The sequence below is a fragment of the Roseateles sp. GW821-FHT03B02 genome, assembly GCF_059421025.1.
The window spans coordinates 704,702-728,304 of record NZ_JBWKUV010000001.1 but is presented as its reverse complement, the minus strand read 5'-3'; the positions used below and the strand labels follow the sequence as shown (position 1 = coordinate 728,304).

Genomic DNA, 23,603 nt, shown 5'->3' with positions numbered 1-23,603 from the left:
CTCGTCACATATAATGAGGGGCTTTGTTGGATGGCGCTTGCGCGTCATCCCGGTGCAATCAGCCCTCGGCAGTCTTGGGGGTTGAGCCGCCCACCCCAGGACCCTGGCGCCATGACCGAGAACGGCCCCCGAAAGACCTGGCCCCCCGCCGTTTCGACGGCCGGCGGCTGGGACGACGACAACGAGGAGCCGCCCGTCAAGGCGCTGAGCCCGCAGGAGGCGGCGGCACTGAAGTCCGCGTTGCCGATGTTGTCGCCCTGGCGTGTGCTGGGTTGGCAGCTGATGGCAGGTCTGCTGTGCGTGGCCGTGATCCGGCTGTGGACGGCATCCGGCGTGGCCATGGCCTCGGCGCTCTACGGCGTTGCGGCGGTGGTGCTGCCAAACATGCTGCTGGCGCGGGGCATGACGAAGCGCGTGGATTCTGTGGTCGCAGCGGCCGCCGGATTCATGGGTTGGGAATTTTTGAAAATCGGTGCATCGATCGCGATGCTGGTGCTGGCGCCAAAGGTGGTGCCGGGCCTGAGCTGGCCAGCCCTGCTGGTAGCCCTCGCGGTGTGCATCAAAGTGAACTGGCTTGCGCTCGCGTGGCGCGGCCGCAGACCGAACTGACGAGGCAGAACGAAACATGGCAGCAGAAGGCCACGCAACAGCAGCCCCGACCGCTGGTGAATACATCATTCACCACCTGCACCACGCGCAGAGCGGCACCCAGAAGGGCATCGTCGACTTCTCCGTCGTCAACCTCGACTCCCTGTTCTTCAGCATCGTCATCGGCGTGCTGGGCTGCTTCTTCCTGTGGCGCGCCGCGAAGGCTGCCACGTCGGGCGTTCCGGGCCGTTTTCAAGCCGCCGTCGAAATCCTCGTCGAGGTCGTCGCCGACCAGGCCAAGGGCATCGTTCACAACGCCGAGAGCCGCAAGCTGGTGGCTCCGCTTGCCCTGACCGTGTTCGTCTGGATCTTCCTGATGAACGCGATGGACCTGCTGCCGGTCGACCTGCTGCCCTGGGCCTTCCAGGCGGTCACCGGTGACCACCATGCCTATCTGCGTGTCGTGCCCACGGCCGACCTGTCCATGACCATGGGCCTGTCGGTGGGCGTGCTGATCACCTGCCTGATCTACAACATCAAGATCAAGGGTGCCGGCGGCTGGGGCCACGAGCTGATCTCCGCACCCTTCGGCGACAAGGTAGCGCTCTACCCGATCAACCTCGCCATGCAGCTCATCGAGTTCGTCGCCAAGACCGTGTCCCACGGCATGCGACTGTTCGGCAACATGTATGCCGGCGAACTGATCTTCATGCTGATTGCCCTGATGGGCGGTGCCTGGAGCCTCTCGGCGACCGGCATCGGCCTGGCGATCGGCCACATCATCGCGGGTTCGGTGTGGGCCATCTTCCACATCCTGATCATCACGCTGCAGGCCTTCGTCTTCATGATGCTGACGCTGGTCTACATCGGTCAGGCCCACGACGCGCACTAAAGCGGCGCACCAACCTCAGCAGTTCCTTTTCCAACCCTTTCCCTCTCTATCCCTCTAAGGAGTCATCGTGGAAGTCATTAGCTTTGTTGCTCTCGCCGCTGGTCTGATCATTGGTCTGGGCGCCTTCGGTGCTTGTATCGGCATCGGCATCATGGGCAGCAAGTACCTCGAGTCCGCCGCTCGTCAGCCCGAGCTGATGAACGAACTGCAGACCAAGATGTTCCTGCTGGCCGGCCTGATCGACGCCGCCTTCATCATCGGCACCGGTATCGCCCTGTGGTTCGCCACGGCCAACCCCTTCCTGGGCCAGATCGCCCAAGTCGTCGCCAAGTAATTCGACGTTGCCGCCCCGCCCTCCGACTCCTGGGGGGCGGCTTCAAGCACCTCGAAACTTTGTGAGGCACCACCGTGTTTATTAACGCGTCGCTCATCGTTCAGATGATCGTGTTCCTGATTCTGGTCGGGTTCACGATGAAGTATGTGTGGCCGCCGATCGTCAAGGCGCTCGACGAGCGTGCCGCGAAGATCGCCGCCGGCCTGTCCGCCGCCGACAAGGCCAAGGCCGAGCTGGCCGGCGCCGAAGCGCAGATCGCCAAGGAACTGGCTCAGACCAAGGCCGAGTCCGGCAAGCTGATCTCGGATGCCGAGAAGCGCGCCGCCGCTATCGTCGATGCCGCCAAGGGCAAGGCCGAAGAAGAAGGCGCCAAGATCCTGGCCGCCGCCAAGGCCGACGCCGAGCAGCAGGTTTCCCGCGCTCGCGAGGCCCTGCGCGAGCAGGTCGCCGCGCTGGCCGTCAAGGGCGCCGAGCAGATCCTGCAGAAGGAAGTCAACGCCGGCGTCCACGCCGAGCTGCTGGCTCGCCTGAAGACGGAGCTGTAAATGGCTGAACTCGCCACCATCGCCCGGCCTTACGCCGAAGCCCTGTTTCAGGTTGCCAAGTCGCACGACCTCGCGGCCTGGGGCCAGCAGCTCGACGCGCTGGCCCAGGTGGCGCAGGACGCCGATCTGCGCCAGTTCGCCGATCACCCGAAGGCGCAGACCGAGCAGGTCGTGGCGGTCGTGACCGCTGCGTCCAAGCAGGCGCTCGCTGCCGGCGTGCAGAACTTCCTGCAGACCGTCGTCGAGAACGGCCGCCTGGCCGCGCTGCCCGAGATCGTCGCCCAGTACCACGTGCTGGCCAACGCCGCCTCGGGCGTGTCCGACGCGCAGATCTTCAGCGCCTACGAGATCAGCGACGCGCAGCTCGCCGACCTCAAGGCTTCGCTGGAGAAGCGCTTCGGCCGCAAGCTCGACGCCCATGTGCAGCTGGAGCCTGGCCTGATCGGCGGCGTTCGCGTCGTCGTCGGCGACGAGGTGCTGGACACCTCCGTCAAGGCCCGCCTTGAGCGCATGAAGGTCGCGCTGACCGCCTGATCCGCAGCCACGCCACGCAAGACATTCCGATTTACCCCGCGTCTGACCCCGCCCTTGATCCGGCGAAGGAACGGCCAACTGGGAGACCAAGCATGCAACTGAATCCCGCTGAAATTTCCGAACTGATCAAGAGCCGCATCGAGGGTCTTGGTGGCAGCACGGACATCCGCAACCAGGGCACCGTCGTGTCCGTTTCCGACGGCATCGTCCGCGTCCACGGCCTGTCCGATGTGATGCAGGGCGAAATGCTCGAATTCCCGGTCGCCAAGGACGGTAGCCAGACCTTCGGCCTGGCCCTGAACCTCGAGCGCGACTCCGTCGGCGCCGTGATTCTGGGTGCCTACGAGCACATCTCCGAGGGCGACACCGTGAAGTGCACGGGCCGCATCCTGGAAGTGCCGGTCGGCCCCGAACTGATCGGCCGCGTCGTCAACGCGCTGGGCGAGCCCATCGACGGCAAGGGCCCGATCAACGCCAAGATGACCGACGTCATCGAGAAGGTCGCCCCGGGCGTGATCGCCCGCAAGAGCGTTGACCAGCCCGTGCAGACCGGCCTGAAGTCCATCGACTCCATGGTTCCCGTCGGCCGCGGCCAGCGCGAACTGATCATTGGTGACCGTCAGACGGGCAAGACCGCCGTCGCCATCGACGCGATCATCAACCAGAAGGGTCAGAACATGACCTGCGTCTACGTCGCCATCGGCCAGAAGGCGTCGTCGATCAAGAACGTGGTGCGCTCGCTGGAGCAGGCCGGCGCGATGGAATACACCATCGTCGTGGCCGCCTCGGCGTCGGAATCCGCCGCCATGCAGTACGTGTCGGCCTACTCCGGCTGCACGATGGGCGAGTACTTCCGCGACCGCGGCCAGGACGCGCTGATCGTCTATGACGACCTGTCCAAGCAGGCCGTGGCCTATCGCCAGGTCTCGCTGCTGCTGCGCCGCCCGCCGGGCCGCGAAGCCTTCCCCGGCGACGTGTTCTATCTCCACAGCCGCCTGCTGGAGCGCGCCGCCCGCGTGAACGCCGACTACGTCGAAGCCTTCACCAAGGGTGAGGTCAAGGGCAAGACCGGTTCGCTCACGGCCCTGCCGATCATCGAAACGCAAGCCGGCGACGTGTCCGCCTTCGTGCCGACCAACGTGATCTCGATCACCGACGGCCAGATCTTCCTGGAAACCAACCTGTTCAACGCCGGTATCCGCCCCGCCATCAACGCCGGTATCTCGGTGTCGCGCGTCGGTGGCGCCGCCCAGACCAAGCTGGTGAAGTCGCTGTCCGGTGGTATCCGTACCGACCTGGCCCAGTACCGTGAGCTGGCTGCGTTTGCGCAGTTCGCTTCCGACCTGGACGAAGCCACCCGCAAGCAGCTGGACCGCGGTGCCCGCGTGACGGAACTGCTGAAGCAGGCCCAGTACTCGCCGCTGTCCATCTCGCTGATGGCCGCCTCGCTGTACGCCGCCAACAAGGGCTTCATGGACAGCATCGAAGTGAAGAAGGTCCTGGCCTTCGAACACGGCCTGCACCAGTTCCTGAAGACCAGCCACGCCGCCCTGCTCGCCAAGCTCGAAAACGACAAGGCGATGGACAAGGACGCGGAAGCCGAATTGAACGCCGCCATCACGGCCTTCAAGAAGTCCTTCGCTTAAGAAGCCACGGAACACGCGGGGCCAGGCCTCAACCCAGCCCCGCACTGACTAGGAGTTCGAATGGCTTCAAGCAAAGAAATCCGCGGCAAGATCAAGTCGGTCGAGAACACCAAGAAGATCACCAAGGCGATGGAGATGGTCGCCGCGTCCAAGATGCGCAAGGCGCAGGAACGGATGCGCTCGGCCCGCCCCTACGCCGAGAAGATCGGCAACATCGCGGCCGAGCTGGCCAAGGCCAACCCCGAATACCGCCATCCCTTCCTCGTGAAGAACGAGGACGCGAAGGCGGTCGGCATGGTCGTCGTCACGACGGACAAGGGCCTGTGCGGTGGCCTGAACACCAACCTGCTGCGCGCGGCCACGGCCAAGCTCAAGGAGCTGGAAAACGCGGGCCAGAAGGCCGAGGTCGTCGCCATCGGCGGCAAGGGCCTGGGCTTCATGAATCGTGTCGGCGCCAAGGTCGTGGCCCACGCCACGCAGCTCGGCGATCAGCCCCACATCGAGGCCCTCATCGGCCCCGTCAAGGTGCTGCTGGACGCTTACGCCGCCGGCAAGCTCTCCGCCGTCTACCTCTGCTACACGCAGTTCATCAACACGATGAAGCAAGAGGTGCAGGTGCACCAGCTGCTGCCCCTCAAGGCCAGCGACCTGGCGACCGCCAGTTCGGCCGACAAGCCGGCCCACTCGTGGGACTACATCTACGAGCCGGACGCCGCCACCGTCATCGACGAACTGCTGGTGCGCTACACGGAAGCGCTGGTCTTCCAGGCCGTCGCCGAAAACATGGCCAGCGAGCAGTCCGCCCGCATGGTGGCCATGAAGGCTGCGACCGACAACGCCGGCACGCTGATCGGCGAGCTGAAGCTGGTCTACAACAAGACCCGCCAGGCTGCCATCACCAAAGAGTTGTCCGAGATCGTCAGCGGCGCGGCCGCGGTGGGCTGATCCAGCCCGAACGCAAAGATTTGAATTGAAGGAACGCACAAATGGCTAACACTCAAGCAGTCGGCAAGATCGTTCAGTGCATTGGCGCCGTCGTTGACGTGGAATTCCCGCGCGACCGCATGCCCAAGGTGTATGACGCGCTGAAGATGGACGGCTCTGCCCTGACGCTGGAAGTCCAGCAGCAGCTGGGCGACGGCGTGGTCCGCACCATTGCGCTGGGTTCGTCCGACGGCCTGCGCCGCGGCACCGAGGTCTACAACACCGGCGACACCATCAAGGTGCCGGTCGGCAAGGCCACCCTCGGCCGCATCATGGACGTGCTGGGCAACCCCATCGACGAGCGCGGCCCGGTGTCTTCCGAGCTGACCGCCTCCATCCACCGCACGGCCCCGGCCTACGACGAGCTGAGCCCGTCGCAAGACCTGCTGGAAACCGGCATCAAGGTGATCGACCTGATCTGCCCGTTCGCCAAGGGCGGCAAGGTGGGTCTGTTCGGCGGCGCCGGCGTCGGCAAGACCGTGAACATGATGGAGCTCATCAACAACATCGCCAAGGCGCACAGCGGTCTGTCCGTGTTCGCCGGCGTGGGCGAGCGCACCCGTGAGGGCAACGACTTCTATCACGAGATGTCGGACTCCGGCGTCGTCGTGCAGGAGAAGCTCGAAGACTCCAAGGTCGCCATGGTCTACGGCCAGATGAATGAGCCCCCGGGCAACCGTCTGCGCGTGGCCCTGACCGGCCTGACCATCGCCGAGTCCTTCCGCGACGAAGGCCGTGACGTGCTGTTCTTCGTGGACAACATCTACCGCTACACGCTGGCCGGCACGGAAGTGTCCGCCCTGCTGGGCCGCATGCCTTCCGCCGTGGGCTACCAGCCGACGCTGGCCGAGGAAATGGGCCGCCTGCAGGAACGCATCACGTCGACCAAGGTCGGCTCGATCACGTCGATCCAGGCCGTCTACGTCCCTGCGGACGACCTGACCGACCCGTCGCCCGCCACGACCTTTGCCCACCTGGACGCCACCGTCGTGCTGTCTCGTGACATCGCCGCCCTGGGTATTTACCCCGCCGTCGACCCGCTGGACTCCACCTCGCGCCAGATCGACCCCAACGTCGTCGGCGAAGAGCACTACACGACGACCCGCTCGGTCCAGGCCGTGCTGCAGCGCTACAAGGAACTGCGCGACATCATCGCCATCCTGGGCATGGACGAACTGTCGCCGGAAGACAAGCTGGCCGTGGCTCGCGCCCGCAAGATCCAGCGCTTCCTGTCGCAGCCCTTCCACGTCGCCGAAGTGTTCACGGGCACGCCGGGCAAGTACGTGCCGCTGAAGGAAACCATCCGCGGCTTCAAGATGATCGTCAACGGCGAGTGCGACTCGCTGCCCGAGCAGGCCTTCTACATGGTCGGCACGATCGACGAGGCCTTCGAAAAGGCGAAGAAGATCCAGTAAAGCCCGGCGGGGCCGGCCGGCCCCGTTGCTCCACTGAGTCTTCCCACCCCTACAGCCCAGGACGATTGATATGGCAACCCTCCACGTCGACGTGGTCTCCGCCGAAGAGCAGATCTTCTCTGGCGAGGCCAAGTTCGTCGCCCTGCCGGGCGAGAGTGGCGAACTCGGCATCCTGCCGAAGCACACGCCGCTGATCACCCGCATCAAGCCGGGCGCCGTGCGCATCGAGCTGGCCAATGGTGGCGAAGAGTTCGTCTTCGTCGCCGGCGGCATCCTCGAAGTGCAGCCGCACCGCGTGACCGTGCTGGCCGACACCGCCATCCGTGGCAAGGACCTCGACGAGGCCAAGGCCACGGAAGCCAAGAAGGCCGCCGAGGAAGCGCTGCGCAACGCCAAGGACAAGCTCGACCAGGCCGCGATCCAGAGCGAACTCGCGATCCAGGCGGCCCAGATCGCCGCGCTGCGCAAGTTCCTGAAGAAATAAGGCGCCACGTCGCGCACAGCGATGGACGAGCGCACGCTCGGCACCCCCCAACCAAGCGCGGCTCCGGCCGCGCTTGGCGTTTCTGGGTCCGGTGCTCATGGGGAGTGGCAACACAGCCTGCTTGTGCTAGAGGGCCAGCAGCCGGGGCTGCGCATCGAGCTGGGCGACAAGCCCCTGGTGCTGGGCCGCCGCACGGCCGCTGACCTCGTGCTGCCCGAGCTCCAGGTCTCGGCCCTGCACTGCCGCGTGCAGGTCGATCGGGGCCGGCCGGCGCTGAAGGTCACCGACCTCAACTCCACCAACGGCAGCTTCATCAACGGCCAGCGCATCGCCGGCACCGCCTACCTGGCGCCGGGCAGCACGCTGGCGCTGGGGCGGCACCTGTTCCGCCACGATTTCCTATCACCCGGTAATCTGGTCCGTGCGGCCTGCCAGGACGTCGACCGCGAGCAGGTCGTGCCAGCCTGGCTGCCGGCGCCCCTCGCCAGGGGGGCGGTCCGCACCGAGTACTGCTACCGCCCGGCCGAGCCGCGTCGCGGTGCCGGCTTCGCCGTGCTGCCGCTGGCCGAGGACCGAGTCGGCTTGGTCCTCATCGACGTCTGCGGCCCTGCCGAGCATGTCGCCCGGCATGCCGCCCGCCTGCTGCAGGAACTGCAGGACATCGGCGGCCTGGCCGGCCCGGCCGACCTCTTCGGGCAACTGCACGCACGCTGGCGCCAGGGCGCCAACGTCGGCCTCTTCTTCACGGCCTGGGCCGCCATCTACGACCCCGCCACGCGCCGCCTCTCTCACGCCTGTGCGGGCCAGCATCCCGCCCTGCTGCGCATTCCCGACGGCGAGATGCTGCGCCTGGAGGCGCTTGGCCCGCCCGTCGGCCTGCTGCCCGGCACTGAGTTCGTCGAGGACACGCTGACAGTCCCGCCGGGCAGCCGGCTCTATCTATTCAACCGCGGCGCTTTCGACTTCATGGACCGGAGCGGCCGCCCGTTGGAACTGGATGATCTCGAAGCGTTGCTGGCCTGCACGCCGCTCACGCCGGGTAACGCGCCGGAACAGGCCTTCGTGCAGCTGCGGCGCATGGCGGAGAGCTCCCGGCTGGGTGACGACTTCCTGCTGCTGCACGCCGAATTTCCGGACTGAGTCAAGTCGGGCGCCGACCATCGCATGTCTGTCCGCCATGACGTGAAGAAGTTGGGTTAGACCCGACGGGCCGCACCAATTCTCAGCACTAGACTTCGCCCGCTGCGCGGCCAGCGAAGCCACGCGCAGCACTTCTGTCCAATCTGGGAGGTCCCATGTCATACCAAACGCGACTCTGTGTCGTGGTGAGCGCCACGTTGGCGCTCGCCGGCTGTGCTGCCACTGAGCAGTCACGCACCCTCGAAGTTCCCAAGGTGGCCGCTGCCAGCGCGTCGGCCTATCAAGGTGCTCGCGCGCCGATTGCAGTCGGCAAGTTCGACAATCGCAGCAATTACGCACGAGGCATCTTTGCCGACGGCGTGGACCGCCTCGGCGGCCAGAGCAAGACCATCCTGCTCTCGCATCTTCAACAGACCAACCGATTCAGCGTGCTGGATCGGGACAATCTCGAGGAGTCCAGCCAGGAAGCGAAGTTCAAGGGCAGCGCCCAGGCGACCAAAGGCGCCGACTACCTCGTGACCGGTGCGGTGAGCGAGTTCGGCCGCAAGGAGGTCGGCGACAAGCAGCTGTTCGGCATCCTGGGCCGCGGCAAGTCGCAGGTGGCCTATGCCAAGGTGACGATCAACGTCGTCAACGCGACGACGTCCGAGGTGGTGTATTCGACCCAGGGCGCGGGCGAGTACAGCCTGTCGGAGCGCGAAGTGCTTGGCTTCGGCAGCACCGCCAGCTACGACGCGACGCTCAACGGCAAGGTGCTCGACCTGGCGATCCGAGAAGCCGTCAACGCTCTCGTTGCTGGCATCGATAGCGGCGCCTGGAGGCCTGTCAAATGAGCGGGCGCAAGATCGTCGTTCGGTTGGCCGCCGCTGCTGCTGTGCTGGCCCTGGTGGGCTGCGCGCAGCCGGGCCCCAAGCCCTTGTACAGCTGGGCCGGTTACGACGCTGCTGTCTACCAGTACCTGAAGACCAACGGCAGTGACCCGGGCGCCCAGATTTCGCAGCTGGAAGCTCAGATCGAGAAGAACAACGCTGCTGGCCTTGCCTGCCCGCCCGGCATGCACGGCCATCTGGCATTGCTATACGCCAAGAACGGCGACGATGCCAGTGCACGTAAGCACCTGGAAGCCGAGCGGGCCAAGTTTCCGGAATCGGCGACCTATGTGGACTTCCTGCTGAAGAACGGCAACAAGACGGCTGCAGCCGCCAAGAGCTGAGGGAGAAATCAAGATGAACATCCAGATCCGCCGCCTTGCACCGCTGGGCGCTGTGGTCGTACTCGCGCTGCTGCAAGGTTGCGCTACGCCACCCAAGCCGTACGACTACACGGCGTTCAAGGCCGCCAAGCCGGCCTCCATCCTGGTGCTGCCGCCCGTCAACGACACGCCCGAGGTGATGGCTGTGCCGAGCGTGATGGCCCAGATGACCTTTCCGTTGGCCGAGTCGGGTTACTACGTGATGCCCGTGTCGCTGGTGGACGAAACGCTCAAGGGCAACGGCGTCCAAACGCCGGCTGAAGCCCAGGCCATCGCAGTGCCAAAGTTGCGTGAGATCTTCGGTGCCGACGCGGCCCTGTACGTGGCAGTCAAGCGCTATGGCTCGGTCTACAAGGTCGTCAACAGCGAGACCGCCGTGAGCCTGGAGGCCAAGCTGGTCGACCTGCGCAGCGGGGCGCTTCTGTGGGAAGGCGTTGCAACGGCTTCCAGCGCGGAACAGGCCAACAACAGCCAGGGTGGCTTGATCGGCTTGCTAGTCAAGGCGGTGGTCGAGCAGATCATCAACTCGGCCACCGACCGCAGCCACCCGATGGCCGGCATTGCCAGCCAGCGCCTGTTGGCGGCAGGCCGTGTGAATGGCATGCTCTACGGTCCGCGTTCTCCCAATTACAGCAAGCCTTGACACTCGATCTTCTGGCTCCCGACGGTGCCGTCGCGCGAATCAGTCTCGCCGGCGGCCATCTCCTTTCTTGGAAGCCCGCTGGCGCGCCCGAGCAGCTCTACCTCTCCCCGCGCAGCGAGTTCGTGCCCGGCAAGGCCATCCGCGGAGGCGTGCCGGTGTGCTTTCCGCAGTTCGCCGAGCGTGGTCCGCTGCCCAAGCATGGCTTTGCGCGCACGCTGCCGTGGGAGCTGGTCAGCCAGGAGCAGGGCAAGGACGACGCGTTGGCCGTGCTGCGCCTGCGCGACAGCGAGGCGACGCGTGCCCTCTGGCCTCATGCCTTCGAACTGGAGCTGAGCGTGCGGGTGGGCGGCCGCAGCCTGGACATCGAGCTGGCCTGCGAGAACACGGGTGATGCACCTCTGCAATTCACGACGGCCCTGCACACCTATCTGCGCGTGGCCGACCTGGACGCGGTCAGTGTCGAGGGCTTGGCCGGTCTGCGTTATTTCGACAGCATCAAGCAGGCGGAGGCCCTGCAGCGCATGGACCTGCTGCTGACCGGCGAGAAGGGCGTGCTCGACCTGGACCGCATCTACTTCGGCGTGAAGGAGCGGCCGCTCGTCGTGACCGAGGACCGCCGCCAGGTCGTCATCAAGCAGCAGGGCTTCGACGACGCCGTGGTGTGGAATCCCGGCCCCGAGCGCTGCGCGAAGCTGGCCGACATGCCGCCCGAGGGCTGGAGCGAGATGCTCTGCGTGGAGGCGGCCACCATCGGCGTACCAGTGCTGCTGCAGGCGGGCGAAAGCTGGGTGGGGCGGCAGAGCCTGGCCTTGCTCTGAATCAGCTGGCGGTGCGGGGCGCCGCCGATAATCCGGCGATGTTCGCCCCCCTGCAAAACGACACCTTCCTGCGCGCCTGCCTGCGCCAGCCCACCGACTACACGCCCGTCTGGCTGATGCGCCAGGCTGGCCGTTACCTGCCGGAATACCGTGCCACGCGCGAGAAGGCCGGCAGCTTCATGGGCCTGGCGACGAACACCGACTACGCGACCGAGGTGACGCTGCAGCCGCTGGAGCGCTTCCCGCTCGACGCGGCCATCCTGTTCAGCGACATCCTGACCGTGCCGGATGCGATGGGCCTGGGCCTGAGCTTCCAGCAGGGCGAGGGACCGAAGTTCGCCAGGGTCGTGCGCGACGAGGCGGCGGTGGCCGCGCTGGAAGTGCCTGACATGGACAAGCTGCGCTACGTCTTCGACGCGGTCACGTCCATCCGCAAGGCCTTGAACGGCCGCGTGCCGCTGATCGGCTTCTCCGGCAGCCCCTGGACGCTGGCCTGCTACATGGTGGAGGGCGGCGGCTCGGACGACTACCGGCTCGTCAAGAGCCTGATGTACGCGCGCCCGGACCTGATGCACCGCATCCTGGACATCAACGCCCGCGCCGTGGCCGCCTATCTGAACGCGCAGATCGAGGCCGGCGCCCAGGCGGTCATGCTGTTCGACTCCTGGGGCGGCGTGCTGGCCGACGGGGCCTTCCAGCAGTTCAGCCTGGCCTATTCCCGACAGGTGCTGGCGGCGGTGAAGACCGAGCACGCGGGCGTGCGCATCCCGCGCATCCTCTTCACCAAGGGCGGTGGCCTGTGGCTGGACGAGATCGCCGACGCTGGCGCCGACGTCGTGGGCCTGGACTGGACGATGAACCTCGGCAAGGCCCGCGCCCGCGTGGGCGACCGCGTCGCGCTGCAGGGCAACCTCGACCCCAATGTGCTCTTCGCGCCGCCCGAAGCGGTGCGTGCCCAGGTCCGCGCGGTGCTGGACAGTTTCGGCGCGCCGACGGCGGGCAGCGGCCATGTGTTCAACCTCGGCCACGGCATCAGCCAGTTCACGCCGCCGGAGAGCGTGACGGCCCTGGTGGACGAGGTGCATGGCCATTCCCGCAGGCTGCGCGCGGCCCTTTGACGGGTGTCAAATCTGCGCTTGCCCGCGGACTTATCCCCAAATATCGGGATGCGGGCCGTGCGGCGATCGATTGATGCAGCGCACCTAAGAGTTTTCCCGAGCTCGCCCTAAGTGCTTGATTTCAAAGGCGCTTCGAAAAACTCTCAGGGAGGGCTCGACCTCGGTGGCCGGCGCTTCGAGACGGACCGGCGGCTGAGGTGGGCCGATTTGCTCACAAACTTATCCACAGAAATTGTGGGCAACCCGAGAGCCTTTGAAAATCATGGACTTGCGGCCGCTTGCTGAGCTGTTGCTTCATAAAGCGCGCGGAGCCGTGCATGGTTGAGCAGGCCGGCCCCGTGACGGTGCGCGTGGCCGTGGACACGCCCCAGCACAGTGGTCTGAATGGCCCGCTTGACTACGCCAGTGAGCAGGCGCTCGCATCGGGGTCGCTGGTGCGGGTGCCGCTGGGCAGGCGCGAGTTGCTGGGTGTCGTCTGGCCGGGCGGCGAAGCGGCCGCGTCGGAGGTGTTGCTGCGACCGGTGGCCGCGGTGTTCGATGCACTCGCGCCGCTGGGCGCCGATTGGTGCCGGCTGCTGGACTTTGCAGCGGGCTATTACCAGCGCAGCGTGGGCGAGCTGGCCAGCGCCGTGCTGCCGCCGCAGCTGCGCGAGCTGTCGCCCGAGCAACTGGCGGCCCGGCTGCGCAAGCTGGATCGCAAGCCGGCCAGGGGAGGCGATGTGGCGGTGCCGGTCAAACCGCAGCTGGCGCCGGAGCAGGCCGAGGCCGTTGCCCGTATCGAGGCGCAGGTGGCGGGCGGGGCTGCCAAGCCCCTGCTGCTGTTCGGCGTGACCGGCAGCGGCAAGACCGAGGTCTATCTGCGCGCCGCCGAGGCTGCGCTCGCGGCTGGGCGTCAGGTGCTGGTGCTGGTGCCCGAGATCAACCTGACGCCGCAACTGGAGGCCCGTTTCACCGAGCGCTTTGCCGCGCTGCTGCCGCAGCCGTTGGCCATCGTGTCATTGCACAGCGCGTTGACCCCGGCCCAGCGCCTGCAGAACTGGCTGGCCGCCCACCTGGGCCGGGCGCGGCTGGTGCTGGGTACGCGGCTGGCGGTGTTCGCGTCCCTGCCCGAACTGGGGCTGATCGTCGTCGACGAGGAGCACGACCCCTCCTACAAGCAGCAGGACGGCGCCCGCTACTCGGCGCGCGATCTGGCCGTCTGGCGCGCGCATGACCTGAAGATTCCCGTCGTGCTGGGCTCGGCCACGCCCTCGCTGGAGAGCTGGCAGCACGCCGAGAGTGGCCGTTATGAACGACTGACCCTGGCGGCCCGCATCGGCGGCGGCGCCCTGCCGCGGGTGAAGCTGTTCGACATGAAGTCGCTGCCGCCATCAGCCGGCGTGACGACCGCGCTGACCGCACCGCTGCTGGCCGAGCTGAAGGCGCGGCTGGACCGCGGCGAGCAGAGCCTCGTGTTCCTGAACCGGCGTGGCTACGCGCCGGTGCTGCATTGCGGCGAATGCCAGTGGAAAAGCGACTGCCCGCACTGCAGCGCCTGGCGCGTCTTCCACAAGCGCGACCGCACGCTGCGGTGCCACCACTGTGGCTTTACCGAGCGCGTGCCCAGCGCCTGCCCGAACTGCGGCAACCATGACATCGCTCCCATCGGGCGCGGCACCGAGAAGCTGGAAGAGCAACTGGGCGAGGCACTGCCAGGCGCACGCGTGCTGCGCATCGACGCCGACTCCACGCGGCGCAAGGGCGAGCTGGAGGCCCAGCTGAAGGCCGTGCACGACGGCGACGTGGACATCCTCGTCGGCACACAGATGATCACCAAGGGCCACGACTTCCGGCGCATCCGCTTCGTCGCCGCGGTGAACCCGGACGGCGCGCTGTTCAGCAGCGATTTCCGGGCGCCGGAGCGGCTCTTCGCGCTGCTGATGCAGGCAGGTGGCCGCGCCGGCCGCGACGCGTCCGGCGAGACACCGGCCGAGATGTGGGTGCAGACCTGGCACCGCGACCACGCGCTGTACCAGGCCCTGGCACGGCATGACTACGAGCGCTTTGCGCGCGACCAGCTCGCCGAGCGCCGCTCGGCCAGCCTGCCGCCGTTCTCCCACCTGGCGCTGCTGCGCGCCGAGTCACGGACGGCCGCAGTGGCCAAGTCGTTTCTTGAGGCCGCAGCCCAACTGGCTCATGACGAGGGCGTGCTCGTCTACCCGCCCGTGCCGCACGCGGTGGCGCGCGTGGCCGACGTGGAACGCATGCAGATGCTGGTGGAGGCCCCGCAGCGCGCACGGCTGCAGGCCTTCCTGCGCGGCTGGGTGCCGGAGCTGATCGCGCTCAAGCGCGAGCGTTCATCGGAGTTCAGGGCCGTGCTGCGCTGGGCCGTGGACGTCGACCCGCTGGCAATCTAGCGCGTCAGCGTGCTCGCCAGCGCGGCGGCGCGGCGTGCTTCGGCTCGGCGGCGCAGGCTGCGCGGCAGCAGCAACGCACCCATCAGCGCGGCCAAGGTCAGCGCAAGCGAGCCAGGCTCGGGTACATGGTTGGTCAGGCTGACGTTGTCGAGGTTGCCGCCCAGGCTGTCGCTGGTGCCGACCGAGGCGAAGCTGAGCAGGTTGCGCCCAGCCTGGGCCGTCACGCGGTACTGGTGCCGGGTCCAGTCATTGCCGCTGCCGCCGAGGCCGGTCAGCGTGGCGTCGAGCAGCGTGCTGTTCCAGAACACCTGGATGCCGTTGGTGGACGCGGCCTGGAACTCGCGGGGCGAGTACCAGAAGCTGAGGTCGTAGCCCGCACCGGCGCCGAGGTTGTCCAAGTACTGGCCGATCAGCGTGTTGCCGTTGGTGTCCAGCTCGACGTAGTTGCGGCCTTCCTGGGCGGCGCCGGCGACGTTGTTGCGGATCTCGAAGCCGGTGCCCGGGCCGCCGAGCCAGTTCCAGCCCGGCGTGGCGGCGACGTTGACCCAGTTGCCATTGGCGACGACCGTGCTTTCGAAGCCGCCGTTGACGATCAGATTGCCGGTCGGCACCGGGGCGGCGGAGGCGGCAATGCCGCAGGCGAGCAGAGCGAGCAGGGACAGCGTGCGTTTCATGGACGGGCCGACGGGCGTTGTGAATCGCCGCGATTCTTCGGCCTCGTTCGATCGGCGCCGGGTGCAGACTTCACGCCTGCTGAAATGCCCCCCTCAGGCCGGTGGATGGCCTGTGACGCAATTCACTGGGGGCTCAGGCTCGCGGGTTGTGGCCGAGCGTGCTGGCCAGCGCCGTGGCGCGGCGGTGCTGCTCATGGCGGCGCAGCAGTCGGCTGGCCGGCCGGGCCAGCGCCAGTGCCAGTGCGCCGAAGACGACGAGCAGCGTGCCCGTGTCGACCTGGGGCGCGAGGCTGTCGAAATCGGCCGCGGCCTGATGGCTTGTCGGCGTCCAGGGGCTGCCGTTGCCATTCAGCGACACCAGTCTGGTCGAACCCAGGCGACTGGCGTCGGCGATCACGGAGGCCGTCGCTTTGTCCACGGCGTCCAGCGCACGCGCTTCACGCGAGGCGCCGGCGGTGGCAGTGGAGCTCAGGGCAGCGAGGGCAGCAGCAAGGACCAGGGCTTTCATGCGGACTCACCGTGAAAAAAAGGTCTAGATCGCATTGTTCGCAGCCTAGCGTGGCGAAGTTGTGAAGACTTCACGCGCTCGGGGGGGACCCCCGCGAATGAGCGATTCAGCCTTGACCGGCTGAGGATGCCCGTGCAGCTGCTTTGGCGGCCATTTCCTCGCGCATGCGCTTGAGCTTTTCCCGGGGGTCCTCGCGGGTGCCTCCCTCGCCCAGCTTCATTTCGGCCAGGAAGCGACTAGGGATGCCCACCACGGTGTCGCGGCCTTTTTTGCGCCGACGCAACGTCGAAACGGCCAGCGTCGTGCGGGCGCGGGTGATGCCGACATACATCAGCCGCCTTTCCTCCTGCAGCGCCTCGGGCGTCAGCTCGGCTTCCTCGCGCTTGAAGGGCAGCAGCCCCTCGTTGACGCCGGCCAGCACGACGTGGGGCCACTCCAGGCCCTTGGAGGCGTGCAGTGTGGTCAGCGTGACCTGGTCCTGCTCGTCGCCGCGCTCGGCCAGCGACAGGATGACCGAGATGGTCTGGGCCACGTCCAAAACGCTTTGCTTGGGTTCGGTGAAGCTGACGCCACCTTCCTCGCTGTGCTGGCCGCCGCAGCGTTTGGCCACCCAGTCGACGAAGTCCAGCACATTGCCCCAGCGCGCCTGGGCGACCTTCTCGTTCTCCTCATTCTCCAGCAGGTGCTGCTCGTAGCCGATGTCCTTGAGCCATTCCATCAGCATGGCGTGGGCGGCGGTGTGGCCCTCGGTGTGGCGGGCCTTGTACTGCAGCTCGTTCACGGCGCGGCCGAACTCGTGCAGGCCAGCCAGCGCCCGGGCCGTGACGGCGGTGGCGAGCGACTCGGAAAACAGCGCCTCGAACATGCTGCACTTCCACTGCGCCGAGAAGCTGCTCAGCGCGCCCAGCGTCGTGTGGCCGATGCCGCGCTTGGGGGTGGTGACGGCGCGCAGGAAGGCAGGGTCGTCGTCCTGGTTCACCAGCAGCCGCAGCCAGGCGCACAAGTCCTTGATCTCGGCCTTGTCAAAGAAACTCTGGCCGCCCGAGACCTTGTAGGGAATCTGGGCGCGGCGCAGGGCCTGCTCAAAGACGCGGGCCTGGTGGTTGGCGCGGTAGAGGATGGCGAAGTCGCGGAACTGCGGCCCCTTGCCGTCGGCGCGCAGCTGCTGGATGCGGGCGACGGCACGCTCGGCCTCGTGCTCCTCGCCGTCGGCCTCCAGCAAAGCGATGGGCTCGCCGTCGCCGTACTCGCTCCACAGCTTTTTCTCGAACAGCTTGGGGTTGCCGGCGATGACGTTGTTGGCCGCGCGCAGGATGGCCCCAGTGGAGCGGTAGTTCTGCTCCAGCGGGATGACCTTGAGCGCGGGGTAGTCGGTGGGCAGGCGCTTGAGGTTCTCGATGGTGGCGCCGCGCCAACCATAGATGGACTGGTCGTCATCGCCCACGGCCGTGAACATGCCGCGTTCGCCGACGAGCGCCCTCAACAACTCGTACTGCACGGCGTTGGTGTCCTGGTACTCGTCCACCAGCACATAGCGCAGTTTGGCCTGCCATTTCTCGCGGGCCTCGGCGTCTGTGGTCAGCAGCTTCAGCGGCAGCGTGATGAGGTCGTCGAAGTCGACGGCCTGGTAGGCCGAGAGTCGCTCCTGGTAGCGCACCATGACGGCGGCGGCCGCGCGCTCGTCCTCGTCCTTGGCCACCTGCGCGGCCTGCGCCGGGCCGAGGCCCTGGTTCTTCCACAGCGAAATCGTCCATTGCCAGCGCCGGGCCTGGTTCATGTCGGTGGTGCCGCCGGCGTCCTTGAGCACGTTGAGCACGTCGTCGCTGTCGAGGATGGAGAACTGCTCCTTCAGCCCGAGGCGCGTGCCTTCCTCGCGCAGCAGCCGCACGCCCAGCGAATGGAAGGTGGAGATCGCGAGGTCCTTGGCGGCCTTGTTGCCCACCAGCGCCTTGGCGCGCTCGCGCATTTCCTGCGCGGCCTTGTTCGTGAAGGTGATGGCGGCGATCTGGCTGGGCCGGTAGCCCGACACCAGCAGCTGGGCGATCTTGGTCGTGATGACGCGCGTCTTGCCCGAGCCCGCGCCGGCGATGACGAGGCAGGGGCCGCTCAGGTGATGGACGGCTTCGAGCTGGGCCGGGTTGAGGCCGGCAGACGGCGGGGCGGCAGAAGACATGGGGCGCGCATCATGCCACTCGCGCCACGCCTTCACCGGGCAGGGCGCGCAGCCCCAGGCCCAGCAGCAGCAGCGTGAAGAAGACGAAGCCGATGCGCGGCGCGTCCAGCAGGCTGTCGAAGGCGCCCACGGCACCGAAGCCGATCAGCGCTGCGACGATGGCCGGTGCCAGCGGATGATCACGCCCGCGTCCGAAGGACAGGCGCACCAGCGCCAGCAGGTAGGCACCGCTCAGCAGGGCCAGGCCCACCAGCCCCTGTTCGAACAGCACATGCAGCGCTGCATTCTTGACGTGCCAGGGCAGGTGGTGGCGGTCGCTGGAGAAGAACCAGTGCGCCATCTCGCGGTTGAAGTCGCCGTTCTGCAGCAACTGGCGGCCCTGGGCGTCCTGCATCGAGATGCGACCGATGTCGACCCGTGCGCCGGGCGTGTTCAAGGCCACGGAGAAGGTCACGAAACGCGGTGCCCACCAGTCACCCCCGAGCCGGGGGGCCGACCCGAGCGGGATCTTGCTGGTCTGCCAGCCACTCGCGCCCGGTGCCGACGTGGGCTCCTCCACGCGGCCTTCGGTCGGGGTGGCGGGCTGCGGCGGTTTGAGCGTCACCTCGCTGCCAATGCAGTTGTCCGGATAGATCAGGTTCTTCTCGCAGATCTGTATCACCAGGTTGGCGTTGGCCGCCGTGCGGCTGACAAGATCCAGCGTCAAGGAGCCAGGCGCGGGCGGTGCGATGCGCTGGCTGACGCGGAACTGTTCGCCGCGCCCCAGAATGTGCTTACCCGCGGTCAGGGCGAGATAGGCCTCGGCCTCGTCGGTGCGCAAACGGTAGTCGCCGATCCGGGCGCTGACAGGGCCGTCGTAGAAGTTGCTGGGCACGAAGCGCCCGGCACCCTTGCCAAGCAACCATTGCCGCCCGCCGTGCAGCAGACGAAGGCCGTCACGCCAGTGGGTCAGTCGGGTCTGGCCGTCTTCCTTCCAGGTCGCGACGCGGTCGCGCAGATAGGCTCCGCCACCCAGAGCTGCGACGATGGCCATGACGAACACCAGCCCGGCCACGAGCAGGGCGCGCTTGCGCCAGCCGGCCTTGCCGCTGCTGCGCAGGGGCCACAGACGCTGCTCCAGTAGCACCGCGGCCCAGATGCCGGCCAGCGCAAGGCCGGCGGCCAGCGCCGTCCAGCGGCCAGCGGCGCCGCCCCAGTAGTCGGCCACGATGACCATGGTGGCCAGCAGCCAGAACCAGCAGGTCGACACCAGCAGCACATAGACGGGGCGGGCCTGCCCGGGTGCGTCGCGCCAGCGCAGCAGCCCGCAGCACAGCGCCGCGACAACGTTGAGGACATAGGCCGCCTTGGGTACGGCCATGGACAAGGCCCAGCTCGCGCCGCCGAGCAGCAAGGCCAGCAGGCCGCCCATGACCAGGGCCGTCAGCCGCTGGCCCAGGCTAGGCAGCCACAGGCTGGCCGGCATGGTCAGCAGCACGACCAGCACGAGGAACAGGGCCAGCAGGCCGCGATAGCCGCCACCACCGAAAACGAGGGCCGCTGCCAGCGCGAAGGCGCCGGCCATGGCCAGGGCGCCGATCTTGGCCAGGCGCGGCAAGGGCTCGTCGACGGTGCCGAGCGTGCTGTCGATCTGGCTGCTTTCCGGCGCCGAGGTCGCCGCACGGCGGCGCTGGGCGTCCGCGAGCATGATCATCGGAATCAGCGCCAGCGGCAGCGCGAGGTAGACACCGCGCGAAAAGGTGGTGAGGCAGGCATAGGCCGCCAGCAGCGCGATGAGCATGCCGAGGACAAAGCGCAAGGGCGAGCGCGTGCGCAGCAACGCCAGCAGCGCAAAGGGCAGGGTCAGGACGAGGAAGCCGTCCAGCGCCGCGCCGCCCACGTGCATCTCCCAGAACAGCGCCGTCGTGCGGTAGTCGGTGGAGAAGTCCAGCAGGCCCGTGTAGGCCAGCCGCTCCCACAGCGCGGCAGCACTGCAGCCGGCCAGGGCCAGCACCAGGCCCAGCAACAGGCCGCGCGAGAAGCCGCGCGGGCGGGCCGCGGCGGCGGCCGTCCACAGCGGCAGCAGGGCCAGCACGAGGAAGATGGCCTTGGCGTTGCGCACCGAGTTCATGGCCTCGTGATAGCCATGGAACCAGCCGAAGCTGAAGCCGCCGGCATCCGCGAAGCCGCGCCTCACGCTCCAGGCTGCCGACAGCGCCAGCGCCAGGATGAGCGCGACGACGACGGGTGAATAGACGAGCGCGTGGCGCCAGGCCGGCGCCCGGTCGCGCGCATTCAGCTGCAGTGCATAGGCGAGGTAGCCGCCGCAGCCGCAGGCCGTGACGAGCAGGTCCATCTCTTCGAAGGTGATCCAGCCACTCCAGGGCGCCAGGCCGACGAGGGGCAGTGGCGCGAGCAGCAGCACAGGCGTCTTGATCCAGAACAGGGCGGCCAGCAGCACGACGGCGCCCCATGCCGCGAGTGCCAGCGGGCCGGACAGCGGGTGGTGCCACGCCAGTTCGGCGCCGACCAGGCCGAGGCCCAGGCCTGCGGCCAGGGCCAGCCATTGCAGCCGCGAGGTGGGCAGGCTGAGCTTGAGCTCCCCGAAGCCGAGCAGGCCGGTAGGGGCGGGCTGGGTGCCGACGGCCGCCATCAGCGCTTGCGCCGCAGGACCGCCAGCAGGCCCGTGCCCGTCAGCAGCAGCGCGGCATTCGCCGGCTCGGGCACGGCGCTGATCTGGAGGTTGTCGAAACCGACAACCTCGCTGACGCCGTTGTGGAACTCGCCCTTGATCGTCAGGCTGGTCACATTGGCGAGCACCGCCGCAACCGACGCGCTGCCGCCCCATCCGGCGGCGGGGGAGAGCGACACGCTGTAGTGGTGCCAGAGGCCATCGGCCGGCGGATTGTTGGCTGCCACGGCGTCGAGCACGATGCTGCCAGCGGCACCGCTGATGACCACCTCGCCGAACGGCGCCCAGTCCGGCGCATCGCCGTTGGCGTTCAGCGCATCGAAGGACAGCGTGCCGCCGAGAAAGGCAGACCAGTCGCCCAGCCAGGCCGCGGGTGCGTTCAGCAGGAAGTCATCGCTGGAGGTATCGGCCACGCGCAGCCAGCCGCCGCCGTTGCCGCCCGTGGCGACCCAGGTCTGGGCGCCGCCACTGGTGGTGGTCCAGCCCTCGGCGTCGGTGGCGAAGCCCGCCGCCGAAACGGCCAGCGGCAGGGCGGTGCAGGTGGCGAGCAGCATCGCACGCAGCGTACGGGCCATGGAACCTCCAGGGGTGGGGCTCGCATTGTTGCCGAGGCCTGCCCGCGGCGCACCCCCAAACAATCCCCCAAGCCGGGCGGCCGGTGCCGTGGAACTTGTGGGCGTGCTCAGCCCGCGGGCTGGCTGTGCGAGCTGGCGGTGGGTTGCGGCGGCTCGGACACGCGGGCGGTCATCGCCAGCAGCCCCAGGCCGGCGGCGGCGCCCAGCCACAGCCAGCGCTTCCACCAGGCCGCCGGCTTGGGCGGCAGCGCCTCGACCTGCGCCATGGCGCTGCGTTGCGGGCTCAGGCCCAGCCACTCGCGCAGTTCATCGGCCAGGCCCTCGGCCCCGCGCGTGCGCAGGTCGGGCGACTCGGCCATGGCGGCGCGCAGCAGGGTGTCGAGCTTGACCTGCTGGGCCTCCTTCATCATCGGCCACTGGTCGGCGGCGCTGCCGCGCAGCGGCGCCAGGCCCTTGGGCGTGTCCTCCCAGCCGCAGACGAAGACGCGGGCCAGTGCACCCAGCCCGTAGACCTCGCTGGCCAGACTGGGCGGCTCGCCGTTGCGGCGCTCGGGCGCGACGAAGGCGGGCGAGGCGCCGAGGCTCAGGCCGCGGTCGAAGGGATCGGTCGGGTCGGGAATCTTGGTCAGGCCCAGGCCCATCAGGCGCACATCGCCTGCCGGGTCGAGCCAGATCATGGCCGGGTCGATCTCTGCCAGCAGCCAGCCCTGCTGGTGGGCCGAGCGCAGCGCCTCGCAGAGTTGCACGAGTAGTTCCACGCGCTCGCGCAGGCCGAGCGCCTGCAGCCGGGGCAGCAGCGGCTCGCCATGGGTGCCTTCGAGGATCAGGTAGGGGTGGGCGTCAGGCGTCACGCCGCTGTCGCTGGGCACGGCGATGTGGGGGTGCTGCAACTTGCCGAGGTCACCGGCCTGGTCAGCGTAGCGCAGCATGACGCCGGCGCCCTGGTCGCTGCGGTCCAGCACCAGGACGGCGGCCTGCTGCACGGTGGCCATCGAATGATGGGCGCTGTACCACTGGCCGGCATGGGCCTGTTCGCCATCGGGCAGCGGCTTGATCAGCCGCCACACCCCCAGGGCCTGGCCTTCCTCCAGCGGAGCGGCGGCGGCCGGAGGCGGCAGGGACAGGTTGGGCATGCGCATGGCGCGGCATATTAGGGGTGACCCCAGGTTCGCCGCCATCCCTCTTTGTGACGAACCCGGGTCGGCCGCGCATTCGCTCACGGCCTTCATACTCGCGTGCCAAGATGCTTGCCGTCCTGGCCACGACCTTCCCCTTTTTCGCCCTCGTGCTGTGCGGCTGGCTGGCTGCCGAGCGGGGGCTGCTGCCAGACAGTGCCATCCCGGGCCTGAACGGCTTCGTGCTGTTCTTCGCGTTGCCCTGCCTGCTGTTCCGTTTCGGTCGCGACACGCCGCTGCGGGAGCTGCTGAACCCGGCCCTGCTGGGCGTCTATCTGAGCGCCGCCCTGCTCATCGTCTTCTTCACGGTGGCAACGACGCTGTCCGCGCAGGTCGGCATGAAGGACGCGGCCTTCGGCGCCCTGGTGGCGGCCTTCCCCAACACCGGCTTCATGGGTGTGCCGCTGACCGTCGCGCTGCTGGGCAGCGCCGCCGGTGGGCCTGTGGTCGGCACCCTGCTGGTGGATCTCTTCGTGACCAGTTCGCTGTGCATTGCGCTGGCCCAGGCCGGCGCCAGTGGCCGTGCCGGCCGTGCGGCCTTCGTGCAGGCATTGAAGGCCGCCGCGTCCAACCCGCTGCCCTGGGCCATCGCCCTGGGTGCGGCGGTGGGCGCCAGCGGCTGGTCGCTGCCGGGGCCGCTGGCCAAGGTCATCGCGATGCTTGGCGATGCCGCCTCGCCGGTGGCACTGTTCACGATCGGTGCCGTGCTGAGCCGTTCGGGGCGCGCCAACCGCCAGGCCGGCCGGGTGACGGCGCCGGTTCTCTACCTGCCGGTGGCTGCGATCAAGCTGCTGTTGCATCCGGCACTGGTCTTCGCCCTCGGGGCCGCGGCGCGCTGGCTGGGTGCACCGCTGACCGGGCTTCAGCTCGTCGCGCTGACGCTGGCGGCCGCGCTGCCGAGCGCCAGCAATGTGTCGCTGCTGGCCGAGCGCTACGGCGCGGACAACGGCCGTGTCGCGCGCATCATCCTGGCGTCGACGGCCCTGGCCTTCTTCAGCTTCAGCGGCCTGGCGGCAGCGCTGATCTGAGGACTGGCAG

The 23,603-nt window shown here is 68.0% G+C and carries 23 protein-coding genes; 17 read left to right on the top strand and 6 right to left on the bottom strand.

Annotated elements, in window-relative coordinates:
• Positions 1-111: 111 nt before the first annotated feature.
• The 16 genes from AC07VX_RS03175 to AC07VX_RS03100 all read left to right on the top strand — a co-directional run bounded on the left by AC07VX_RS03175 (position 112) and on the right by AC07VX_RS03100 (position 14,789).
• Entirely contained in the window at positions 112-609 is a 498-nt protein-coding gene (locus tag AC07VX_RS03175) for an ATP synthase subunit I (RefSeq protein ID WP_493163164.1), read from the top strand.
• A gap of 16 nt (positions 610-625) precedes the next feature.
• Entirely contained in the window at positions 626-1,480 is an 855-nt protein-coding gene (gene atpB / locus AC07VX_RS03170) for a F0F1 ATP synthase subunit A (RefSeq protein ID WP_493163165.1), read from the top strand.
• A 67-nt stretch (positions 1,481-1,547) separates the two neighbouring features.
• The gene (gene atpE, locus AC07VX_RS03165) at positions 1,548-1,814 is read left to right on the top strand and encodes a F0F1 ATP synthase subunit C (RefSeq protein WP_409983278.1); all 267 of its coding nucleotides are present in this window, start codon (positions 1,548-1,550) and stop codon (positions 1,812-1,814) included.
• 74 nt (positions 1,815-1,888) lie between these two features.
• Positions 1,889-2,359: a F0F1 ATP synthase subunit B gene (locus tag AC07VX_RS03160; protein WP_493163167.1), complete on the top strand. Its 471-nt coding sequence runs from the start codon at positions 1,889-1,891 to the stop codon at positions 2,357-2,359.
• On the top strand, positions 2,360-2,893 hold the full coding sequence (locus tag AC07VX_RS03155; protein WP_493163169.1) for a F0F1 ATP synthase subunit delta: 534 nt from the start codon (positions 2,360-2,362) through the stop codon (positions 2,891-2,893).
• Between the two features lie 92 nt (positions 2,894-2,985).
• On the top strand, positions 2,986-4,539 hold the full coding sequence (atpA, locus tag AC07VX_RS03150) for a F0F1 ATP synthase subunit alpha (protein WP_493163170.1): 1,554 nt from the start codon (positions 2,986-2,988) through the stop codon (positions 4,537-4,539).
• Positions 4,540-4,599: 60 nt separating this feature from the next.
• Positions 4,600-5,484, top strand: coding sequence for a F0F1 ATP synthase subunit gamma (atpG, locus tag AC07VX_RS03145; RefSeq protein WP_493163171.1), 885 nt, complete (start codon positions 4,600-4,602; stop codon positions 5,482-5,484).
• 41 nt (positions 5,485-5,525) lie between these two features.
• The gene (gene atpD / locus AC07VX_RS03140; protein ID WP_493163172.1) at positions 5,526-6,938 is read left to right on the top strand and encodes a F0F1 ATP synthase subunit beta; all 1,413 of its coding nucleotides are present in this window, start codon (positions 5,526-5,528) and stop codon (positions 6,936-6,938) included.
• 70 nt (positions 6,939-7,008) lie between these two features.
• Positions 7,009-7,422 (top strand): F0F1 ATP synthase subunit epsilon, encoded by a 414-nt coding sequence (locus tag AC07VX_RS03135; RefSeq protein ID WP_493163173.1) that lies wholly within the window; start codon positions 7,009-7,011, stop codon positions 7,420-7,422.
• Positions 7,423-7,545: 123 nt separating this feature from the next.
• A complete protein-coding gene (locus AC07VX_RS03130) occupies positions 7,546-8,562 on the top strand; it encodes a SpoIIE family protein phosphatase (RefSeq protein ID WP_493163174.1) in 1,017 nt (338 codons plus the stop codon).
• 155 nt (positions 8,563-8,717) lie between these two features.
• Positions 8,718-9,395, top strand: a complete 678-nt coding sequence (locus tag AC07VX_RS03125) for a CsgG/HfaB family protein (RefSeq protein WP_493163175.1) — start codon at positions 8,718-8,720, stop codon at positions 9,393-9,395.
• The gene (locus tag AC07VX_RS03120) at positions 9,392-9,775 is read left to right on the top strand and encodes a DUF4810 domain-containing protein (RefSeq protein WP_493163176.1); all 384 of its coding nucleotides are present in this window, start codon (positions 9,392-9,394) and stop codon (positions 9,773-9,775) included. Before AC07VX_RS03125 ends, AC07VX_RS03120 begins: the two co-directional genes overlap by 4 nt.
• Before the next feature lie 13 nt (positions 9,776-9,788).
• Positions 9,789-10,457 (top strand): DUF799 domain-containing protein, encoded by a 669-nt coding sequence (locus tag AC07VX_RS03115; protein WP_493163177.1) that lies wholly within the window; start codon positions 9,789-9,791, stop codon positions 10,455-10,457.
• Positions 10,454-11,275 carry a D-hexose-6-phosphate mutarotase gene (locus AC07VX_RS03110; RefSeq protein ID WP_493163178.1) on the top strand — a complete coding sequence of 274 codons (822 nt, stop codon included), beginning with the start codon at positions 10,454-10,456 and terminating at the stop codon, positions 11,273-11,275. The genes AC07VX_RS03115 and AC07VX_RS03110 overlap by 4 nt, the downstream gene beginning before the upstream one ends.
• Before the next feature lie 38 nt (positions 11,276-11,313).
• Positions 11,314-12,393 (top strand): uroporphyrinogen decarboxylase, encoded by a 1,080-nt coding sequence (gene hemE, locus AC07VX_RS03105; RefSeq protein ID WP_493163180.1) that lies wholly within the window; start codon positions 11,314-11,316, stop codon positions 12,391-12,393.
• Between the two features lie 317 nt (positions 12,394-12,710).
• Positions 12,711-14,789, top strand: a complete 2,079-nt coding sequence (locus AC07VX_RS03100; protein WP_493163181.1) for a primosomal protein N' — start codon at positions 12,711-12,713, stop codon at positions 14,787-14,789.
• On the opposite strand, the gene AC07VX_RS03095 is transcribed toward AC07VX_RS03100, so the two are convergent.
• The 6 genes from AC07VX_RS03095 to AC07VX_RS03070 form a co-directional block, all read right to left on the bottom strand.
• The gene (locus AC07VX_RS03095; RefSeq protein WP_493163182.1) at positions 14,786-15,463 is read right to left on the bottom strand and encodes a PEP-CTERM sorting domain-containing protein; all 678 of its coding nucleotides are present in this window, start codon (positions 15,461-15,463) and stop codon (positions 14,786-14,788) included. The genes AC07VX_RS03100 and AC07VX_RS03095 overlap by 4 nt on opposite strands.
• Positions 15,464-15,596: 133 nt before the next feature.
• A complete protein-coding gene (locus AC07VX_RS03090) occupies positions 15,597-15,971 on the bottom strand; it encodes a hypothetical protein (RefSeq protein ID WP_493163183.1) in 375 nt (124 codons plus the stop codon).
• 106 nt (positions 15,972-16,077) lie between these two features.
• Positions 16,078-18,144, bottom strand: coding sequence for an ATP-dependent helicase (locus AC07VX_RS03085; RefSeq protein WP_493163184.1), 2,067 nt, complete (start codon positions 18,142-18,144; stop codon positions 16,078-16,080).
• A gap of 10 nt (positions 18,145-18,154) precedes the next feature.
• On the bottom strand, positions 18,155-20,776 hold the full coding sequence (locus AC07VX_RS03080) for a hypothetical protein (protein WP_493163185.1): 2,622 nt from the start codon (positions 20,774-20,776) through the stop codon (positions 18,155-18,157).
• Positions 20,776-21,390: a PEP-CTERM sorting domain-containing protein gene (locus tag AC07VX_RS03075; protein ID WP_493163186.1), complete on the bottom strand. Its 615-nt coding sequence runs from the start codon at positions 21,388-21,390 to the stop codon at positions 20,776-20,778. The genes AC07VX_RS03080 and AC07VX_RS03075 overlap by 1 nt, the downstream gene beginning before the upstream one ends.
• Before the next feature lie 107 nt (positions 21,391-21,497).
• Entirely contained in the window at positions 21,498-22,529 is a 1,032-nt protein-coding gene (locus tag AC07VX_RS03070; RefSeq protein WP_493163187.1) for a serine/threonine-protein kinase, read from the bottom strand.
• A 104-nt stretch (positions 22,530-22,633) separates the two neighbouring features.
• Here AC07VX_RS03070 and AC07VX_RS03065 point away from each other — a divergent pair, with 104 nt between their 5' ends.
• Positions 22,634-23,593, top strand: a complete 960-nt coding sequence (locus AC07VX_RS03065) for an AEC family transporter (RefSeq protein WP_493163188.1) — start codon at positions 22,634-22,636, stop codon at positions 23,591-23,593.
• Positions 23,594-23,603: the final 10 nt, after the last annotated feature.

Bases quoted from the DNA above. Each gene is read 5' to 3' on its own strand.
- atpA (WP_493163170.1), top strand. From the start codon at position 2,986: ATGCAACTGAATCCCGCTGAAATTTCCGAACTGATCAAGAGCCGCATC.
- AC07VX_RS03075 (WP_493163186.1), bottom strand. From the start codon at position 21,390: ATGGCCCGTACGCTGCGTGCGATGCTGCTCGCCACCTGCACCGCCCTG.
- AC07VX_RS03120 (WP_493163176.1), top strand. From the start codon at position 9,392: ATGAGCGGGCGCAAGATCGTCGTTCGGTTGGCCGCCGCTGCTGCTGTG.
- hemE (WP_493163180.1), top strand. From the start codon at position 11,314: ATGTTCGCCCCCCTGCAAAACGACACCTTCCTGCGCGCCTGCCTGCGC.
- AC07VX_RS03095 (WP_493163182.1), bottom strand. From the start codon at position 15,463: ATGAAACGCACGCTGTCCCTGCTCGCTCTGCTCGCCTGCGGCATTGCC.
- AC07VX_RS03175 (WP_493163164.1), top strand. From the start codon at position 112: ATGACCGAGAACGGCCCCCGAAAGACCTGGCCCCCCGCCGTTTCGACG.
- AC07VX_RS03125 (WP_493163175.1), top strand. From the start codon at position 8,718: ATGTCATACCAAACGCGACTCTGTGTCGTGGTGAGCGCCACGTTGGCG.
- AC07VX_RS03090 (WP_493163183.1), bottom strand. From the start codon at position 15,971: ATGAAAGCCCTGGTCCTTGCTGCTGCCCTCGCTGCCCTGAGCTCCACT.
- AC07VX_RS03100 (WP_493163181.1), top strand. From the start codon at position 12,711: ATGGTTGAGCAGGCCGGCCCCGTGACGGTGCGCGTGGCCGTGGACACG.
- AC07VX_RS03085 (WP_493163184.1), bottom strand. From the start codon at position 18,144: ATGTCTTCTGCCGCCCCGCCGTCTGCCGGCCTCAACCCGGCCCAGCTC.
- AC07VX_RS03115 (WP_493163177.1), top strand. From the start codon at position 9,789: ATGAACATCCAGATCCGCCGCCTTGCACCGCTGGGCGCTGTGGTCGTA.
- AC07VX_RS03135 (WP_493163173.1), top strand. From the start codon at position 7,009: ATGGCAACCCTCCACGTCGACGTGGTCTCCGCCGAAGAGCAGATCTTC.
- atpB (WP_493163165.1), top strand. From the start codon at position 626: ATGGCAGCAGAAGGCCACGCAACAGCAGCCCCGACCGCTGGTGAATAC.
- AC07VX_RS03070 (WP_493163187.1), bottom strand. From the start codon at position 22,529: ATGCGCATGCCCAACCTGTCCCTGCCGCCTCCGGCCGCCGCCGCTCCG.
- atpD (WP_493163172.1), top strand. From the start codon at position 5,526: ATGGCTAACACTCAAGCAGTCGGCAAGATCGTTCAGTGCATTGGCGCC.
- AC07VX_RS03065 (WP_493163188.1), top strand. From the start codon at position 22,634: ATGCTTGCCGTCCTGGCCACGACCTTCCCCTTTTTCGCCCTCGTGCTG.
- atpG (WP_493163171.1), top strand. From the start codon at position 4,600: ATGGCTTCAAGCAAAGAAATCCGCGGCAAGATCAAGTCGGTCGAGAAC.
- AC07VX_RS03155 (WP_493163169.1), top strand. From the start codon at position 2,360: ATGGCTGAACTCGCCACCATCGCCCGGCCTTACGCCGAAGCCCTGTTT.
- AC07VX_RS03080 (WP_493163185.1), bottom strand. From the start codon at position 20,776: ATGGCGGCCGTCGGCACCCAGCCCGCCCCTACCGGCCTGCTCGGCTTC.